Origin of the sequence: Dysgonomonas sp. 25, from assembly GCF_010501075.1 — a bacterium.
GTDB lineage: Bacteria > Bacteroidota > Bacteroidia > Bacteroidales > Dysgonomonadaceae > Dysgonomonas.
This window is the reverse complement of sequence record NZ_QVMN01000005.1, coordinates 213809-232501: the sequence shown is the minus strand read 5'-3', so window position 1 is coordinate 232501 and position 18693 is coordinate 213809. Positions and strand designations below refer to the sequence as shown.

Genomic DNA, 18693 nt, shown 5'->3' with positions numbered 1-18693 from the left:
TTTATCTCCCCTCTCTGAAACCCTCCTGCAAAGATTCTCCCCGCATTTCGATATTGTCGATATACCTGCCGCTGCACGGGAGCGGAGCATCCATCGCCAAACCATTAGGCTGATTAATATATAAATTGTTCACTTTAATCGTCGTGATTGTCTGATTTCTACCCGGACGGGTGCTATCCAGCCCTAAAGGTGTCGATAGGATTGCCGAAAACGGCTTTTCCGGATCCATTACAACCCGAAGATAGCGGAACGACAATACACTTGTTACCAACAGGACAATGCCTATAAGAATGATAGCCGTCCGACGGGCAAGCATCAACTTCCGTAGAGTCCCTATCCGCATAACCAGAAAATATAAAGGAATCATAACTGCCATAACAAAATATCCGAACCCAAACCGTACAGCCGGAGCTGTTGCCAGAATAAACAATCCCCCTATCAGAAAAATATCCCATGCCCACATAAAGGGTACTTTAACAAACCCTTTATTCCTGAAATAGGCGATGCCCATTATGATGGGCGAAAGGAGAAAGACCACCAGTACCCCTATCTCATAGAGTGGCTGTTCCGAGAGCCAGAGCTTTAGTTTTTCAATAAAAGAGAGGCTCAATACATAATCGCTGGACTGGTGCATGGCTTCTACACTGATGGCATATGCCTCGACATATTTTTTCGATTCTGTGACATAGGCCAAAGGCATTTTCCAGTCGACATCGAAAAGGTCGATTGCCGGAAAAGGATATATCAGATAGCCCGATACATAATAATTCCGCATCAACCACGGAATAACGAATATCAGCGACAACACCATGTAATAAGCGACAGCCTTGTATGACTTATTCCGAATGAAATAAATAGCCAGCCACAAACAGAACAGGCAAAGGAAAACAGCCGACAACTTCAGCGTAATGCAGAAAACAGGAAGCAGCCAAAAGAGCATACTCTTTTTATAAACATTCTTCGGCGTCAGCAGCACATTCATACCCAAATAGATAACAAATATATTCGGCAACAAATCTGTCGATGGCGATGCTATATGAATCTTATATATTAAAAAAGCAAGAAAACATGTAAGGCCGCCCATAATGCTAAGGATACGGCATTTCTCCCGATACAGCACAATAAACCAGACAATAAGCAGCAAAAAGCACAAAGCATTGAGCGAATAGATGAACTGCCCGAAAGCAGGCTTCATCCCAAAAACAGAGCTTAAAAGGAGGAAATTGGAGTTGAAACCGAATTGCTCCAACAAATTAGCCAGCCCGGGAACGACACTGTATTCTTCATTCCACATGATGTTCTGTATATGATAGTAGAACGAATCGGGCAATTGGGGCGGCATAGCACAAAAAGAAACCGCCATAACCGTCACCACGGCAATCGCTATCAGCTGAAAAACCGACAAGCTCGATACGCGCAAAAGCATCCGTCTCACCAGATTAGCGACACGCTTCCTGTTGCAAATAGCAAACAGCATGGAGAGGATTACCAGAGCAAACAGGACATATATCCCCGAAGGCACAAACAAAGACGAAATAGAAATAATACTTCCTGTCGAGCAAAGGCCGATAAAGAATGTATCTATAATCGAATAGTTATCAGAAGAACCTATAATTCTGCGGGTTGCTACAATGACCCCTTTCCCCACGGAAAGAAAAACGGCAAACATAACCAACCACGAAATAAGCACTGCAATCATCGAATCTTTTGGTTTAGTATAATCGGGAGTAAAAATACTAAATTATATTAATTATCGGGATATATACCTCAAAGGAATATCTTTATATGCCTATTCACGGCAATTACTCCGGCCGACAATACTATGCCGAGGAACACAACTACAGGATAAAACAGCTGTCCTGTATAGCCTCCGCCGATAAGTACAAATTCTATAACTAAAATATGGACAAAATATATCGAGGCCGAAAGGTTAGCCACATAACCGCTATCGGGCTTATAGCGGGCAAAAGCCAGTATCGTAAGAAATAAGACCGGGACAAGCACTGTCAGAGTAAGATTGAGCTTCGTCGTAAAGATAGTACCCGCTCCGTAATTAGCTTTAATCCAATATTCGGCAAACAGCAAAATAAATCCTACAACGCATAAGCCGGCCAGCGACATCTTTTTAGACGGGCACCACTTCTCAATATCCTTGCTGCGAAAAAAGTAACCGACAAAGATAAACGGGAAACCCAAGTACAGGATATTGTATATAAAAGACTTATCCCACAGGCTGTATGTATGCGTGCTATGCCGGTACTGTAAGTAGATATAAGCTGCCAGATGCACAATAACCACAAGGAAGAACAGTATTTTTTTATTCGCTTTGCGCAGCAGGAAAAGAATACCTGTCCCGATTATTAGCGTTACCACATACCATAAATGATAATAACCGAATACGATGTAATCGATAAACATTTCTTTGTTTTGCAGATGGTTGGAATACAGGTAAATATAAGGCGAATAAACCGCCATCCATACCACATATATTATCAGCAATTTTTTAATATACCGCCAGACTTTGGCTTTATCGTCAATGATAGGCGCAAGGAAATAACCGTTGATAACAAAGAAGCAGGGAACAGCAATAGTTGCCAGTCCATGCGGAACAAAATACCCCAGTACACCCAAGTTGGCGTAAGGGATATGAATCGTAATAACCAAAAACGCAAATATCAGCCTGAAATAATCAAGTGTCACATTGCGCACAGGATAACTAAGAACGTTTGTGCCCTGCATTTATATAGCTTGTTTATATATAGCTTGTTATATAGCTTGTTTAAAAACTCAAAAGTACAAATATTATGTTAACAAAGCATTACCAAAGTCCCTATTCTTTATCAATAGAGAAACAAATATCATAAAATCAACAATTTATGCACACACTTTTATTTATCAATCCATTCCTTTCGGGCGACAGCACCACCCTGCGCACACAACTGGCTATCGTAGGCATCATGTGGCTGTTCGTAGCCATAGCCATCATTATCGACCTCATCAGCGGTGTACGCAAAGCAAAAGAACGCGGCGAAGTCCGCACCTCCTACGGATTCAAACAAACGGTCAACAAAGCCGTCCTTTACTTTGCCTTTATGCTCTTCGCTTTCATGTTCGATTGCATCGGCATGTTTTTCTATCCCCTGCCCATCGTGACGCTCATCGCTGCTGCTTTCCTGATTTTTATCGAATGTAAATCCGTATTCGAAAAGGCCAACGACAAAGACAAACGCAAATTCAACCGCAGCCTCAACGAATTGGTAACGCTACTCGAGAACCGCGACGACCTATTGAAAGCCATATCTGAAATAACGAAAAAACAGGAAGGAGAAAATGAGAAAGATAGATAAAATCATCATCCACTGCTCGGCCACCAAAGTGGGACAGGATTTCAGCGCAAAAGACATCGACAGCTGGCATCGGGCAAGAGGATTCCGCAAAATCGGCTACCATTACGTTATCGACCTCGATGGCGCAATAGAAACAGGACGCAACGAGGACGAAATCGGGGCACATTGCGTCGGGCAAAACGTAACCTCTATCGGCATCTGCTACATCGGAGGATTAGACGAAAACGGAAAACCCTGCGACACGCGCACTCCGGCGCAAAAAGTCGCATTGAACAACCTGATAGCAGAAATCACTAACCGTCACCCCAACCTGACAATACACGGACACAAAGAGTTTGCCAACAAGGCCTGCCCGTGTTTCGATGTCACAAAAGAATTTTCGCTATGAGCAAATATATACTTCTCCTTTCGCTACTCCTTCTTGCCGGCTGCCGGGCTAAAACGGTTTACATCCCCGTAGAAACCGTCCGAACGGAATACAAAGACCGCCTGATGCACGATTCGGTGCATCATTACGACAGCATCTTTGTCCGCGAGAAAGGCGATACCCTCTGGCTCGAGAAATACCGCTATCTCTACCGCGACCGCATCATTAGCGATTCTATCCACATAAACGACACCATACGAGTTCCTTATCCTGTCATAGAAACCAGAGAGGTCAACCGTTTGTCCTCCTTCCAGTCGTTCCAGGTCTGGTGCGGACGGATTCTCCTTTTACTACTCGCCCTCTGGCTGGGTGCAAAGTGGATGAGGAGGTAGAAAATATTCTATAGCTCTGCCTCTTATTCGGGCAGGGCTATTTTTATTTTCTCACAAAAAACTTTGCATCTTGATGTTACAATTCCGACCTTCGGTTGTCTTTAGTATAGAATGGGAAAAGAACGCTATATAAACGAAGTATTGCCTCTGCGCCGAAAACTGGGAGCATACGCCCTCAGGCTACTGAAAGACGAGGACGAAGCCGAGGACATCGTGCAGGAAGTCTGCCTGAAGCTTTGGTGTATACGCGACAACCTTGCTCAATACCATAGCATCGAAGCCCTCTCCCTACAGATAACAAAACACCTCAGCCTCAACAGGCTAAAGGAACTCCAACGCTATGGGGAGAACTACGGAAACGAGGCTACGGAAACCGATTCTCCGACACCGGAAACGCTTCTGACGCACAAAGACGATATGTCGCACATGCTGCACGTTATCGACACGTTACCCGATATGCAGCAGATGGTATTGAAGATGAGGCATATCGAGGGAATGGAGATAGACGAAATTGCCCGACTGGCCGGAAGCAGCCCCGAGGCCATACGGATGAACCTCTCGCGGGCACGTAAACGGGTAAAAGATATTTTCTTTAAACTACAGGATTATGGAAGCAGGAAATAACTATATAGAAGAATTGCTCGAACGCTTTTTCGAAGGCAAAACGAGCATTGCGGAGGAAAAAGAACTGTACAGCTTTTTCACCGGGGAAGACGTTCCCGAAAAGTTGCTGCCATACAAACAAGTATTCGCTTATTTCGAAAATCAGCTGGAACAGGAATTGGCTGACAAGGACAAAACTGAAGAAATGCTACCGCCCATGCCGAAGGCAAAGCACTCCATCGCGCGCAAATGGATCATCACTCTTGCTTCGGCTGCAGCTATCGCATTGATTATAGCGTCCGTTTCTTCCCTGTTCCACAAACCGTTCGACCCGTACGAGGGTAGCTACATCGTACGGAATGGCGTGAAAATAGTGGATGTAAAGCAAATCAAAGCCGAATACCGAAGCATTGAGGCGGAGATGGAAGAAAAAGAGTTCGAAATAGAACAAATGCTTCAACCTTTAGGTGCCGAATATGACGAATATTAAAAAAACAATTAAAAACAAATCGAATATGAAAACAATAAAACTTATAATCCTTGCAATACTCTTTGTTTCAGCAGGAAGTGTAGTAAACAGCCTCAGTGCGCAAGAAAACCTCAACAAATGGGTAAAAAAGTGCGAAAGTATTTCTTCGGTCGAAACGTCGCTGATAAGCTACAAAAATCCCGAAACTAAAAAACTCGAACGAGAAACTGTACGAATAACTTTCGCCGACAACGACGAGTTACGCAAAGATTTATTCGCCGCTTTCGAAAAAGACAAAGCAAATGCTTATATGGAATCGACACGAAAGGTAGACGGCGAAGTAAAGCCCGATTATTGCCGTTTCTACGACAATAAAGGGCAGCTGGAAACCCGCTATTCGATCGTCTTCAAAAAAGAAGGAAAAGTAAATAAAATCATCGTAACCAAACAGGTTTTCCACGGACCGCTCGAGCCGTTAGCTTAATGCAGAAACATACAAAATCCCTATATTACAGAATAATAGTCATACCATAACTATCCTGAATAATAGCGGATTGACGTGCAGCCTTATACTTTAGCATAAGGTTGTACATTTTTTTATGGAATTTCACTTCCTTTACACTCTATTATAATAAAGCTGACGGATTATGATAAGAAAAGCCTTTCTGATACAACTGTTTATACTCATCGCTTATAGCGCTTTTGCCCAGTCGAAAGAGGACAACAATTTCATCGAACTGAAGCAGCAGCATGTCCCCTTAACCCGGATAAGCGTCCTTGCCGATACAGTATTCCCCGATGAGGCTTATATGGTGGATACGACAAAGATTTATGATATAGCTGAATTTATGCCCGAATTTCCGGGAGGTTTTGAAGGGCTGACGAATTATATCAGAGAACGCATTCACTACACCGAGGCTGCAAAAAGAGACAGCATCCAAGGGCGTGTTGTATTGCGGCTCACAATAGGAAGGCAAGGAGACGTGGAAAACATCGAGCTAAAGCGGAAAATTCACCCCGATTGCGACAGCATTGCCGTAGACATTGCCCGCTCCATGCCGCGATGGTCGCCTGCAATACAATCTTCGGTTCCTGTAAAAGTATATTACCACATACCTATCTTCTTCAAAAGAGAGAAAGCAAAACAATGAGAAAGCTGATAATGATATCCGTCATCCTTTGCCTGTCCTGCTGCATTCACGCGCAGGGAATTACAGTAGACTTCGAAGAGCTTATTGTAAAGGACACAAACGAATACAAATTAGAACCCCTCCGCCTGTTATGCCCCGTAGAAGACGAACCCGTTTTCCCGGGCGGAAAGGAAGCCTTAAAGGAATTTATCAACGACCGCATCTATTACCCTGCCACCGCCCTGCAAGACAGCATAGAAGGAGCCGTACAACTCCGCTTTATAGTTACCAAAGAAGGCAAGATTCGCGACGTAACCATTCTGAAAAGCCTCCACCCACATTGCGACAGCATCGCCGCCGGCATCGTGCGCTCCATGATGCCCCGATGGGAGCCGGGCAGGCACGAGGGCAAGCCGGTGGATGTATCTTACAGCCTGTCCGTCGACTTTTCCATCCCGACCAGAGGTAAGTATAGAATCCTCTACGCGTTACCCGACGATTTCAACGTGCCATTCAGCCATATATACGAGATGCCGGCCTTCCCGGGAGGAGAAGAAGGGTTGAGGGAATACCTGCGAAAGAATCTGCGCTATCCCCAGGTCGGGGGATGCTTTCAGGGGCGGGTAATTATCCAGTTTATTGTGGACGAGAAAGGCAAAGTGCACAACCCCGCCATCGTCCGAAGCCTTATCCCCGAAGCCGACAGGGAAGCGCTGCGCCTCATCCGCGAGATGCCCGACTGGACGCCCACCGGCGACGGCACAACGAGGCTTTATCATCTGTTGATGCTGCCGATAGCTTTCTAATAAATGAGAAAAAATCCCAGATCAGATTAAATGAGTATCTTTATCTATTCTGAATCATAAAAAAGCATTATGAAACAATACCTGCTACTGATAACTATCTGTATCTGCTGTTGCACATTGAATGCCCAAAAGGGCTACCTCCCGCTTCCGGGGACGGCTGATTGCAACGAACTTGCAATAGACTCCATCCTCAACGATTACAGGAAGTACGAATACAAGGCTGTAATCTATCGTCCTTCAGCGCAGATAAGCGATTTTTGCAGTATTCTGATTATCGAAAGTGCCGATTCTGTGAAATATTGGTGTTTCAAAGAGAATCTCGTCGAAGCAGGAATATTGCAAAGCCACACGATATTCGGCTACAAAGATTATTTAGAAACAGGCGTTTTCGAGAAGGAAACAGAAAAGGTAAAATTTACACCTCCCTTTCTATGCCACGAAAGCGATACAGAGAGTTTATTCTACCACGACAACAAAGTCGAATTCTATTTCGAATACGGCAACACCATCACCTTCTACGAGAAAAATCCAAAAAAAAGGCTGCCTTTCAGAAAGAAATGGCTCGAGATTATACGTGAAGAACTGAAAGGTATACTATAAAAAACTACTAATCAAACCCATCCATTATTTACATTTTTTTTTCTTTCATCGCCCCATATTTTCCCCAAATATTATATACCTTTACCCCAGTTTTGGTGTTGCGCCATCCACTTGCCTCGGATGCGCAATGAAAAGGGAATCAGGTGAAAAGCCTGAACAGACGCGCTGCTGTAAACTCTACGCCAAACGATTGTATAAATCTCAGGCCACCATTGAGCCAGTGAACAGTCAACAGTGATCAGTTAACACGCATAAAATACTGATAACTGTTATCTGATAACTGTAGATGGGAAGGTGATACAATCGGGAGTAAGTCAGAAGACCTGCCAGAATAGAAAACAATGCTGCCTTTCGCGATTTTCAAGGGGCACTGTCGGTACAGATCAACGATTGAGATACAAAACGTTTTTTGCAGGAAACAGGGCATCGCTATGTCCGGGCAATATATGGTCGCTGGCTGCCGGAGGGCAGGCCTATACTTTGTGTCTACAAAGGAAGTGAGGTTAATATATTTTTTGATTCGGGTGAAATTTAATCGCCAAATAGTTTAATTGTATAGGTAAGTTTCGTTAAATTTGGGGTTCGGGAAATGCAAGCGTGTACAACCCGCCCCCGATTTAACAGGCAAGAAGACCTATCGGCCTAAGAATAAGATAAATATATAACCATATAATATTTAAAACAATATGTTACAAGAATTTTCATTAAATGAAGGAAAGGCAATACTAAACTTTTCTGTCAAATTCTGCGACAACCGCCAAAAGATTCTGAACAGCTACGGATTCAAGCGCGTCATCGAAACATTTGTACAGAAAATCAAAAAAGAACAGCCAATTATCTACAACTACTATTCGAAAGAATTCGCTACGGAAGATGAATTGGCAAAATCACTTATCGAAGTATTCAAATGGCTCTCGGTAGGAAACACCGACGAAATTGTAAACGTAAACAATAAATACAAAATATTCTTCGACGAAAAGGATCTTTTCCTCGAACTTATCGACCTCCTGTTCAACTACTGGCGTCGCCTCGAGCGCTTTGCCATCGTGCGCAACACTACCATTGCCGAAGGATTGCAGAATGTGCGCTTCATGCAAGCCAGCGGATTGTTCAACGAGTTGGTATTGAGCCTCTACCGCCGCATCAAAGAAACAGTGATGGGCTACCAGCACCGCGTATACCGCGAACTCACAGCCGGCGTAAATGCCGGACTGATGCTCAGCGATATCAGCTGGAACTGCCCTATCGAATACTACGGCCTCACCCCTATCCCATTCATCACATCCGTATCTTTCGAACCTCCGTTCATCACTTATACCAAGCGTAACAAGCGCGACGGAATCTTTCAGGAGCACGATGTGAACCCTATCGAAAACATCGTCCTCAACGAAGACGAGTGGTTCCTATTCCCTATCTGGGTAGGAAGCATGCTAACGTTCGTATACTTCCATACCGACTATATGGATCAGGGATTCGGCCTGTGCAACCTGTTCGAGATAGCCAAAGAAAACCAATATATCGGCAAAAAACCGGATATCATCTACATCTACGGTTACCCTGACGGACACGACGAAAAACGTACCTTCTACTACAAAGACAAGAAGAACGATATCCTCATCGGCTATGCCAACCACAACGACGAAATCGACTACTTCGGCTACATGAAGAAAATGCTCCTCACCCTCCACAACGTGAAACAGATGGAAGAAGGACGCCTGCCGATACACGGTGCCATGGTCAACATCCTCCTCAACAACGGCAAAGAAGCCAACATCGTCATCATGGGCGACAGCGGTGCAGGAAAATCCGAAAGCCTCGAAGCCTTCCGTACGCTGAATGCCAAATATATCCGCCACATGCGTGTCATCTTCGACGACATGGGATTCCTCGCCCTCGACAAAGAAGGCAAAATCAAAGCTTACGGAACAGAAGTGGGCGCATTCGTCCGCATCGACGACCTCGACCCTTCCTATGCCTACGAGCAGCTCGACTACGGAATCTATTCCAACCCCGACAAGATAAATGCCCGCGTGACGATACCTATCAGTACGTACGAAGTCATTTCCAAAGGCTATCCGGTCGATTACATGCTCTATGCCAATAACTATACCGATACGGATAAGAAAATAAAAATATACGACGACCTCGACGCCGTCATCAAGATATTCGAAGACGGAGCGCGCAAAGCCAAAGGTACGACTACCGAAGAAGGCTTGGTGAAATCATACTTTGCCAACCCGTTCGGCCCTGTGCAGGAACGCCCGTTAGCCGAAAAACTTGTCCGTCAATACTTTGCCGCCATGCAGAAAAACGGAACGCATATCGGCGAGATGCACACTTCGCTGGCCATCGACGGACGCGCCAAAGACGGCCCTCGCGAAGCGGCGGAGGAAATGTTCACACTAATCAATGAGTAGAATTAAGTTACAAGTTACAGGTTACTTCGCCCTTCGGGCAGTTACAAGTAGACAGACAAAAGACAAGTTGCTGCCTATTTGTAATTTAGCACTTGTAACTCGTAACTTGTAACTTGTAACTTGTAACTCGTAACTTGTAACTTGTAACTTGTAACTAAATAACAATAGCTTATGAATGAGCAAAAACAATCGTTGATGCACGAAAACATCAAGATGTTAGGCGACATGCTGGGCGAGACTATCAAGCAAGCCGAAGGGCAAGAAACCCTCAACTTGGTGGAATCTATCCGCCGCCTGTCCAAAGCCATGCATCAGGGCGAAGAAGGAGCACACGAAGTGCTTGTCGCTACCCTTCAGAATCTGAGGGACGACCAATTCCTGCCCGTAGCACGTGCCTTCAACCAATTTCTGAATCTTACCAATACAGCGGAACAATACAACAGCGTTTCGCCGCACGCTTTGGGAGCCGAAAACCCGGTAGACTTCCCCGAAGTATATAAGAAACTGAAAGAAGAAAACGTAAGCGACGAAGACATCATCAAGGCAGTCGATAACATCTCCATCGACTTAGTGCTCACAGCACACCCTACCGAAATCAACCGCCGTTCGCTTATCAACAACCTCAATCAGGTAGACAGCTGCCTCGCCTATCTCGACCACGACGACCTTGCCGATTACCGCAAAGTACACGTCATCGAGCGCCTGAAGCAGTTAGTCGCCCAATACTGGTACACCGACGAGATTCGCCAGAGCCGCCCGACGCCTAACGACGAAGCCAAATGGGGATTCGAAGTAGTAGCAAACAGCCTGTGGCGCGCCGTACCCGATTACATCCGCGAGTTTGACAGCCAAGTACAGAAAACCCTGTCGCACCGCATACCGATAGACGCGCGTCCGATACACTTCTCCTCGTGGATGGGTGGCGACCGCGACGGCAACCCGAATGTAACGGCCAAAGTGACCAGCGACGTATTGATAGAAAGCCGCAAACGCGCCGCCAAACTCTTCCTCGAAGACATAGAAGTACTGGTGCGCGAATTGTCGATGTCGAACTGTACACAGGATTTCCGTGTATATCTCGGCGATTTCGACGTGCAAGAGCCATACCGCGAACTGGCGAAACGCCTGCGTTCGCAGTTGAAACAGACAATCGCTTACCTCGATGCCATCGCCAAAGGCGACCATCCGAACCCGACGGCAGATATTATCCTCAACAACGACCAGTTGTGGGAACCGTTGCTCGAATGCTATAAGTCGCTCGTTGCCTGCAAAATGGAAATCATCGCCAACGATAAGCTGCTCGATACCATGCGCCGCGTAAAATGTTTCGGCGTGACGCTCGTGCAAATGGATGTCCGTCAGGAAAGTACCATACACACCGAAGCCTTGGCCGAAATAACCAAATATCTCGGCATGGGCGACTACGAAGTGTGGGACGAAGCCGACAAAGTGGCTTTCCTTGTGAAAGAGCTGAACTCCAACCGCCCGCTTATCCCGCGCAACTGGGAGCCTTCGCCGGCAACAAAAGAATTGCTCGACACCTGCCGCGTAATAGCCAACACACCCGAAGGCGTTATCCCGACATACATCATCTCGATGACACGCTCGGCATCCGACATTCTGGCCGTACACCTGCTGCTGAAAGAAGCCGAATGCCCTTATACCATGCCCGTGACGCCATTGTTCGAAACATTGAACGACCTCAACAATTCCAACAGCATAATGGAAGACCTCTTCAATATCGAATGGTACAAAGGCGCTGTCGCAGGCAAACAAATGATAATGATAGGCTACTCCGATTCGGCCAAAGATGCCGGTTCGCTGGCAGCCGGATGGGCACAATACCGTGCGCAGGAAGCATTGCTGAAAACATGCGAAGCGCATAACATCGCCCTCACCCTTTTCCACGGACGCGGCGGAACTGTCGGTCGTGGCGGAGGCCCTGCCAAATTCGCCTTATTCTCGCAACCTCCGGGTTCGCTCAAACACGGTTTGCGCGTAACCGAACAGGGCGAAATGATACGTTTCAAACTGGGTATACCCGACGTAGCCGCCAAAACATTGTCGCTCTATACCGATGCCATACTCGAAGCCAACCTGGTGCCGCCACCTGTGCCGAAAGCCGAATGGCGCGCACTGATGGACGAGATGGCCGACCAGTCGCGTCAGGTATATCAAGGCATCGTACGCGAAGAACCCGATTTTGTACCATATTTCTATCAGGCAACCCCCGAAACGGAACTGGGCAAGCTGCCGTTAGGCTCGCGACCTGCCAAACGTCGCCCGACGGGTGGTGTGGAGAGCTTGCGCGCTATCCCGTGGATTTTCGGGTGGACGCAAAACCGCCTGATGCTTCCGGCTTGGCTGGGCACAGGTACTGCCCTGCAAAAGGCTATCGACGAGGGCAAAATGGATTTGCTCCGTTCCATGGAGAAAGAATGGCCGTTCTTCAACACCCGCATCAGTATGCTTGAGATGGTATTTGCCAAATCGGACACACGCATGTCGGAGTATTACGACGAGCATCTGGTTGAACCTAAATTGCGCAAGTTCGGTAAGATGTTGCGCGATATGCTCGCCAAAGACATCGAAACGATACTCACCATTTCGGAAGACAAGTATCTGCTCGAAAGCCAGCCCGAGATTGCCAGCAATGTGGGTATGCGTTCTATCTATACCGACCCGCTCAACCTGTTGCAGGTCGAACTCTTGTCGCGTACACGTAAGGACGAAATACATTCCAGCGACCTCGAAATGGCACTGATGATAACGATTTCCGGTATTGCCGCAGGTATGCGCAATACGGGGTGATATATTTTCAGAATTTATAGCGAAAGACTGTTTTCTCTTGTAGGAAGCAGTCTTTTGTTTTTTTACTCGGGCTGTTCTTTCCTTTCAAGGGCAGAGGCGAGTGTGATTTTACATTTCGTTGTATTCCTGCTGTTTCTTTTTCGGGAGCTGTTTGATAACCTCTTCTACAGAATGCTGTATCAGCTGCTTGATTAATTTATCAGGCACATCATTCTCCAACATGACCGTATTCCATGTCAGATAGGTGGTATGGGTACCGCGATTAACACCTTCGTACCTATTCCTCAAATTAGCGGATTTTTCGGGATCACATTTCATATCCGCTTTGAATATTCCGTCTTTAGGTTCCAGATGGATGTATGCGAACATCTTATCCATAACCTTGAAAACCAAAATATTTTGTTTGAAAGGAAATGATTCGGCAGCTCCTTTTATTGTCAGGCAATATTCTCTGAATTCTTCGATATTCATCCTATTATTTTCAAATTTCCGGCGAAACAGGGTGCAATAATACAACTTTCGGCTAAGAATTGCAAACAAAGTTGAAATCGGTTAATAATAATATAAATAGAAAAATAAATTTATCAATTAAATAAAAATAATATATCTTTACAACGTAATATCAAGATGATAGCAGATGAAAAAGCAGCAAAATAAAAAAGCTAATACGCTGGAGAAGATGCTTGAAGATAAAAAAGCCTTATCTAAATGCATTAGAGAAAAAGGCAATATAGCCAACGTTCTGGATGAAAGAAAAATCAAGCTCGCAACACCTCTATAACATAGACATAGAGGAAGGAAAATATATTTTCACAACAAGAAGCGGTATCAAATATATCGCTTATTTTATTTGTTGCGATTACTATAATCCCGCCCTGACACATACATATATGTTCAACTTTGAGCACGAAGGGACAGAAATACTGAAAAACCATGACCCTTTTGTAAAACACACAATTATATATATCCTGGAAGCATTTTTCAGAAACAACAAACAATCAATGATTTATGTCTGCGACAGCAGCGATGGGCGTCACTCGGGACGGAAAAAGCTATTCGATAAATGGTATAAAGAATACCAATGCCATCCTAACAACAAAATACTGAAGAAAGATATCGCCCAAAAAGGAAATTATTATGATATGTATGCCTCTCTTTTCATCCATGCCGACCACCCCGAAAAAGAGGAAGTATTATCCCATTTCAACAATTTGATAACCGATCTGACACCTTAAAAAGTGAATTGATAGCCCTCCGTTAAAAACCTTCAATCATAATCCCTTGACTTTATCTATATAAAGAAAACGGAATTATGATTACAACGATTATCGACATTTTCCGCCGTCAGGCACGGCAGCACAAAGCCATCAGGGCTTTCTACTACAACCGCAGCTACGAACTCGGTAGCGGACGCGAACAGCATCCCCTCCTCTGGCTCGAAGACCCGATTTACGGTAGCAACCAGAACCATGTATTCAGCAATTCGGTCAATTTCGCCATCCTTTTCCTGCCCGATGAGGAGCATAGCGTGAGCGAGCTGCAAAACCTCGCCTTCTCCATCGGGCTGAACATCATCGAACGCATCAAACAGCAGGAGGAAAGCATCTCCATCCGCCCCGACTGGTCGTATATCACCCTTTGCGACTACTACGACAACAACGCCTGCGGATGCCGCTTCTCGCTCTCGTTTACGCAAGTCAATATGCAGAACCTCTGCCTGATAGACGAGCAGTTCGATGAGAACGGAGACTTTGAGCAGAGCTCCGCATTGCAAGGCTTTGCCGTATCTCCCGCCAGCAATTGCGAGGTGTATAGCAAGCAATTCCCCGTATTCACCCTCAAAACCTCGAAATGATGAGCACCCGCTTGAAAAAGGTTGCCGAAGTGATAGCCACCGAAATGCTCGCTCTGGCGCAAATCATTGTCGCCGAGACGGATGGGGGAAGCCTCTCGGGCAGCCACCTCCGCGAGACAATCCGCACGCAGGTGCAAACGGAAAGCGACAGCGTGGTTATCAGCCTCTTGTTCGACAACTACATCGAGTATATCGAAAACGGGCGTGCACCGAGGCAAGGCAAACGCCCGCCAATAGACGCGCTGCGCGAATGGGCGATAGGCAAAGGCATAGAGCCGGACAACGATACGCTTTTTGCCATTGCGGAGGCTATCTGGCGCGACGGCATCGAACCGCGCCCCATTATGGCAACACTCGAAGAACGTATCGGCAAACAGTTCGAGACGAGATGGGCGGAGATGCTCTTCGAAGCTTTGACAGATGATTTGATTAAGTATTTTAATTCATAAATTGATGTTAATCAGTTGTTCTGCTTTTTTAATAAATCGTTCTTTAAAATTTACTACTGCCGCGCCTCTTACTGAGGCTTGCCTTCAATACTTTTTGCTTGACCAAAAAGTATTCAAAAAGTCACGACTTAGCCGTCTACGACGACCCACAAGCAACTTGTTCGCTGAGCAAAAAACTCGCTGCGCTCAAACACGTTTTGCTCTTGCCGCTCACTGGCGTTGTGTGGGTACCCCGTCTATCCGGCAATGTCGGAATCTTTGAATAAAGGACGTGCATTAGTTTCGTAGTTGGGGTACCCGTCCGGTGCAGGCGGCGATAGAATGAAATTCCAGAATACGAAGTATTCCTTATTTCATTTAGCCGACAAACCGACTGACGGGTCAACAAGAAACGAAGCACTAGCCTTTTGGTTCGTTTTGCGCAATGGCAAAATGAACGAAGCAAGAAGCCAAAGGCTTCGCGCAGAAAAGAACATTTCTAAAGAAAAGAATACAACTGATTGACATAAACAAAAAAAAATTATAACATGGGATTTTTTATCAAAAACAAAGAGATTGCAAAAGAGAGTGTTTCGCCCGTTAAGGTTTCGATGGCTAACAATCCGAATTTCATCGAGTTCGAATCCGAGCCGCTGCCACCCGATACGGCGGATGATGTTTACTTCGAGGTGTATATGGAGATTCTGAATAATGCTTATATCAAGACTATTATATGGAACAAGTACAAGAACATTTCTCCGTTTACGATTACCGAAGTTGCAACAGGTAAGAAGTTTGGATTCAGAGGATTAGACATAGGGGAGTCGTATACAGGTACAGACACAACATTCGAAATGGCTTTCAACTGGGGAGGGATAAAGCCTAAATGGTCTGAACAGCAAATGGGAAGGGCAGTAGCGGATTGTATTGCCAATCGTGACTACTTCAAGGAGAGGTATAATACCAACCTGGTACTGAAAAAAGAGAATCCGGCCAATCCCGAGGAAGTGACCGGCATATTTGTCCACATCAAAGCCAAAGTGCCGGGAAACGATTACTGCCTCGACTTCCACACCGATGGCTACAATGACGTGAAGTTTTTCAAGACCACCGATATTCGCGAGAAAGCACAAACCATTTTCGGCATCGTGGGCAACGGCTACCATTATCGTGCAGGAAGCTCGCCCTCTATCTACGACAACATCTCCAAATTTACGGTGGTGGAGAAGAAAACAGGTATCAGGCACATTTTCAGGGCAACAAGCAATCCATCGGAAACTTCTACGACCGAGAATCTGTTTTACACAGGCCCTATCTCATCTTCGGGCGTGCCTCAATGGGGACCGGGACAGGCTGCCGACACCTTTTTTGCCTGCCTGCAGCAAAACACGTTCCTCAAAGACAATTTCCATCTCTCCATCGCCATCGGAGGCCCTATTCTGGAAGACGGCAGATACCCTTACAAATCGATATACCTCACTCCGCGCGGCTTTACGGACGATTATGCTTTCACCATCGAACCCGACAGCACGCTATGGAACACGTTTGTACACGTCTTCGGCAATCCCAAAGATCCTGTTCCCCAGCAAACTCCGCAAGAAGATAAACGCCTCGAAATCGTGCTGACGGTGACAGGCAAAGGCTTGGACAGCGATAAGAAGAATGTGACGGAATTCAATCTCGTCGAAACAAACAGCGGAACAATACACACCTTTCGCGGGACAATGGAGCCCAAAGAGATGAACAGCAGCACATTCTATCTGGGTGCTAAGGGGGGCGACGACTATCCTTCGTGGTCTTTGCAGGAGATAGCCAACAGCCTGAAAGAATGCTTATTGCGAAACAGTTACCTGAAATCGAACTTCGACATTTCGCTCCCTTTCCAGACGGATATGAGCGGCAATCTGGGCATGGGGACGGCTATCCGCATCGTATCGAAAGGCTTCGGGCAGAAATACAATTTCACTATCAAGCCGAAGGACAATGCCCTGTACAGCCATTTCCTCGATGTGAAGCCGATTTCGGAGATTTCCGCTTCCACCGACGCTATCAGCCAAGGTTACAGCGAGATAGAGATACAGATGGATATGTACAAGGACACAGGCATCTTTCTGGGCGAAGACCCGACCAACAACGGCGTGCCGGGAACGTTTGTCACAACCCTTTCTAAAGCCTACCTCGACGCTCCCGTATGGTTCGACCTGAATGCGGTGAAGCCCGTAAAATATTCCGATACGTTCCTCACGGCGGCGGATTGGTGCGATACGGGAACGGTGCAGGATTACCGTTTTATCGGGAAACGCCTCATCAACGACGAGCAGTTCTACACGAACGATGTCTTTTATATGTCGGACGTTTTGTACACCATCACAGGCTACGACCGCAACCTCGAAGCGAATGACCTGACGGATTACATCTACGATGTAATGGCAAATAATACCATCCGTCCGCTGACGCGACAGCCCGAGTTGCCGCATATCGCGGGGCAGGCGCAGTATTTCAACTTCCTCTTGTCGGACAAATACCATCATCAAGCGGCAAACGGCTGCACGATAGGTATCCGATACGAACTGCTTACGCAGTCGGGGACGCTGATTACACGCGTGACGGCGCACGAGCAGTCGTGCAAGGATTTGGCGATTGCGAATACTATCCGCCTCGATATCGATTCTTTGCTTGCGCTCCATTCGAATACGGGAATCGTAAAGGTCTGCCTCACACGCGACGGTCAGGTGGTGAGCAGCCCGCAGATATACAACATATTGCCGTCGCACCTCTATGCCGTACGCGATTTTGCTTTCCTCAATTCGCTGGGTGGATGGTCGACGTTCAATTTCTCCGAATCGTCGCAAACGGATTTCAAATCGTCGGGTAAAACCTTCAACCGCACACAGCAACCGCGCTACACGACAAGCAGCGTGATGGAAGGCGTGCAATATAAATCGGCAGAGGAAACCTTTACGGTGCAGACGATGGCTATCCGCCACGAGCTTGCCGACTGGCTGAAAGAGATGAGCGTTTCGCCGGCGGTATACGAGGTTGCGACGGGACGCTATATTGTAGTGGACGACCTCACAATCAAGCATTCGACCAAGGATACACAGGTGCGGGTGGATATGAAGTATCATTATTCCGACACCTACAATTCCGAAGCGAAATCTTAATCCTTCATTCCTATAAATGTTTATCCCCCTTAGCGGCTACCGAGGGGGATTATTTTATGTATTACAATCGAAAAGGATATTGAAAAAATCTTTCTTTGTAAGATTCAATTGCCGAAGGGCATTCTTAATAATAAATTCGGGGACAGGTTCTATATGTGTCTGGAAAGTAATAGGCCTTGTCAAATCATTTCTGCTCCATATTTCATGCCCGCCTTCCGTTCGGATATGTTTGCATCCGCATTTGCTCAGAAATTCCCTGTAATCCGCTAATTTGACATTTTTAAGCTTTCTGGTAGACATTTCC

20 protein-coding genes and 1 riboswitch are annotated in these 18693 nt (G+C 46.1%); of the genes, 16 read left to right on the top strand and 4 right to left on the bottom strand.

Translation table 11 applies throughout. The features are described 5' to 3' along the window. Position 1: 1 nt before the first annotated feature. Both D0T66_RS10125 and D0T66_RS10120 read right to left on the bottom strand, forming a co-directional pair. Complete coding sequence (locus D0T66_RS10125) at positions 2–1699, bottom strand: hypothetical protein (protein ID WP_163357168.1); 1698 nt, start codon at positions 1697–1699, stop codon at positions 2–4. A gap of 68 nt (positions 1700–1767) precedes the next feature. Then, the gene (locus D0T66_RS10120; RefSeq protein WP_163357167.1) at positions 1768–2739 is read right to left on the bottom strand and encodes an acyltransferase; all 972 of its coding nucleotides are present in this window, start codon (positions 2737–2739) and stop codon (positions 1768–1770) included. A 137-nt stretch (positions 2740–2876) separates the two neighbouring features. Between D0T66_RS10120 and D0T66_RS10115 the strand changes: the two genes are divergently transcribed. The 11 genes from D0T66_RS10115 to ppc all read left to right on the top strand — a co-directional run bounded on the left by D0T66_RS10115 (position 2877) and on the right by ppc (position 12942). After that, positions 2877–3347, top strand: a complete 471-nt coding sequence (locus D0T66_RS10115; protein WP_163357166.1) for a phage holin family protein — start codon at positions 2877–2879, stop codon at positions 3345–3347. Further along, a complete protein-coding gene (locus D0T66_RS10110) occupies positions 3331–3735 on the top strand; it encodes an N-acetylmuramoyl-L-alanine amidase (RefSeq protein WP_163357165.1) in 405 nt (134 codons plus the stop codon). The genes D0T66_RS10115 and D0T66_RS10110 overlap by 17 nt, the downstream gene beginning before the upstream one ends. After that, entirely contained in the window at positions 3732–4106 is a 375-nt protein-coding gene (locus tag D0T66_RS10105) for a hypothetical protein (protein WP_163357164.1), read from the top strand. Before D0T66_RS10110 ends, D0T66_RS10105 begins: the two co-directional genes overlap by 4 nt. Before the next feature lie 111 nt (positions 4107–4217). Continuing rightward, the gene (locus D0T66_RS10100; RefSeq protein WP_163357163.1) at positions 4218–4730 is read left to right on the top strand and encodes an RNA polymerase sigma factor; all 513 of its coding nucleotides are present in this window, start codon (positions 4218–4220) and stop codon (positions 4728–4730) included. Next, complete coding sequence (locus tag D0T66_RS10095) at positions 4714–5199, top strand: hypothetical protein (protein ID WP_163357162.1); 486 nt, start codon at positions 4714–4716, stop codon at positions 5197–5199. Before D0T66_RS10100 ends, D0T66_RS10095 begins: the two co-directional genes overlap by 17 nt. Before the next feature lie 25 nt (positions 5200–5224). Next, positions 5225–5662 (top strand): DUF5024 domain-containing protein, encoded by a 438-nt coding sequence (locus tag D0T66_RS10090; protein ID WP_163357161.1) that lies wholly within the window; start codon positions 5225–5227, stop codon positions 5660–5662. Positions 5663–5825: 163 nt separating this feature from the next. Continuing rightward, complete coding sequence (locus D0T66_RS10085; protein WP_163357160.1) at positions 5826–6329, top strand: energy transducer TonB; 504 nt, start codon at positions 5826–5828, stop codon at positions 6327–6329. Then, positions 6326–7114 carry a TonB family protein gene (locus D0T66_RS10080; protein WP_163357159.1) on the top strand — a complete coding sequence of 263 codons (789 nt, stop codon included), beginning with the start codon at positions 6326–6328 and terminating at the stop codon, positions 7112–7114. Before D0T66_RS10085 ends, D0T66_RS10080 begins: the two co-directional genes overlap by 4 nt. Before the next feature lie 69 nt (positions 7115–7183). Next, entirely contained in the window at positions 7184–7714 is a 531-nt protein-coding gene (locus tag D0T66_RS10075) for a hypothetical protein (protein ID WP_163357158.1), read from the top strand. Between the two features lie 76 nt (positions 7715–7790). Further along, positions 7791–8060, top strand: a riboswitch (cobalamin riboswitch). 340 nt (positions 8061–8400) lie between these two features. Beyond that, positions 8401–10131 carry a phosphoenolpyruvate carboxykinase gene (locus tag D0T66_RS10070; protein ID WP_163357157.1) on the top strand — a complete coding sequence of 577 codons (1731 nt, stop codon included), beginning with the start codon at positions 8401–8403 and terminating at the stop codon, positions 10129–10131. Between the two features lie 171 nt (positions 10132–10302). Beyond that, complete coding sequence (ppc, locus tag D0T66_RS10065; RefSeq protein ID WP_163357156.1) at positions 10303–12942, top strand: phosphoenolpyruvate carboxylase; 2640 nt, start codon at positions 10303–10305, stop codon at positions 12940–12942. Between the two features lie 108 nt (positions 12943–13050). On the opposite strand, the gene D0T66_RS10060 is transcribed toward ppc, so the two are convergent. Further along, positions 13051–13413, bottom strand: coding sequence for an MmcQ/YjbR family DNA-binding protein (locus D0T66_RS10060; RefSeq protein ID WP_163357155.1), 363 nt, complete (start codon positions 13411–13413; stop codon positions 13051–13053). Positions 13414–13579: 166 nt separating this feature from the next. Between D0T66_RS10060 and D0T66_RS10055 the strand changes: the two genes are divergently transcribed. From D0T66_RS10055 to D0T66_RS10035, 5 genes are all read left to right on the top strand, one after another. Next, on the top strand, positions 13580–13723 hold the full coding sequence (locus D0T66_RS10055; protein ID WP_163357154.1) for a hypothetical protein: 144 nt from the start codon (positions 13580–13582) through the stop codon (positions 13721–13723). After that, on the top strand, positions 13689–14177 hold the full coding sequence (locus D0T66_RS10050; protein WP_163357153.1) for a DUF6169 family protein: 489 nt from the start codon (positions 13689–13691) through the stop codon (positions 14175–14177). The genes D0T66_RS10055 and D0T66_RS10050 overlap by 35 nt, the downstream gene beginning before the upstream one ends. Before the next feature lie 77 nt (positions 14178–14254). Further along, positions 14255–14797 carry a hypothetical protein gene (locus D0T66_RS10045; RefSeq protein ID WP_163357152.1) on the top strand — a complete coding sequence of 181 codons (543 nt, stop codon included), beginning with the start codon at positions 14255–14257 and terminating at the stop codon, positions 14795–14797. Continuing rightward, positions 14794–15246, top strand: coding sequence for a hypothetical protein (locus tag D0T66_RS10040; protein ID WP_163357151.1), 453 nt, complete (start codon positions 14794–14796; stop codon positions 15244–15246). Before D0T66_RS10045 ends, D0T66_RS10040 begins: the two co-directional genes overlap by 4 nt. 527 nt (positions 15247–15773) lie before the next feature. After that, a complete protein-coding gene (locus tag D0T66_RS10035) occupies positions 15774–18389 on the top strand; it encodes a hypothetical protein (protein ID WP_163357150.1) in 2616 nt (871 codons plus the stop codon). Between the two features lie 54 nt (positions 18390–18443). On the opposite strand, the gene D0T66_RS10030 is transcribed toward D0T66_RS10035, so the two are convergent. After that, positions 18444–18689 (bottom strand): type II toxin-antitoxin system HicA family toxin, encoded by a 246-nt coding sequence (locus D0T66_RS10030; RefSeq protein WP_163357149.1) that lies wholly within the window; start codon positions 18687–18689, stop codon positions 18444–18446. Between the last annotated feature and the right edge of the window lie 4 nt (positions 18690–18693).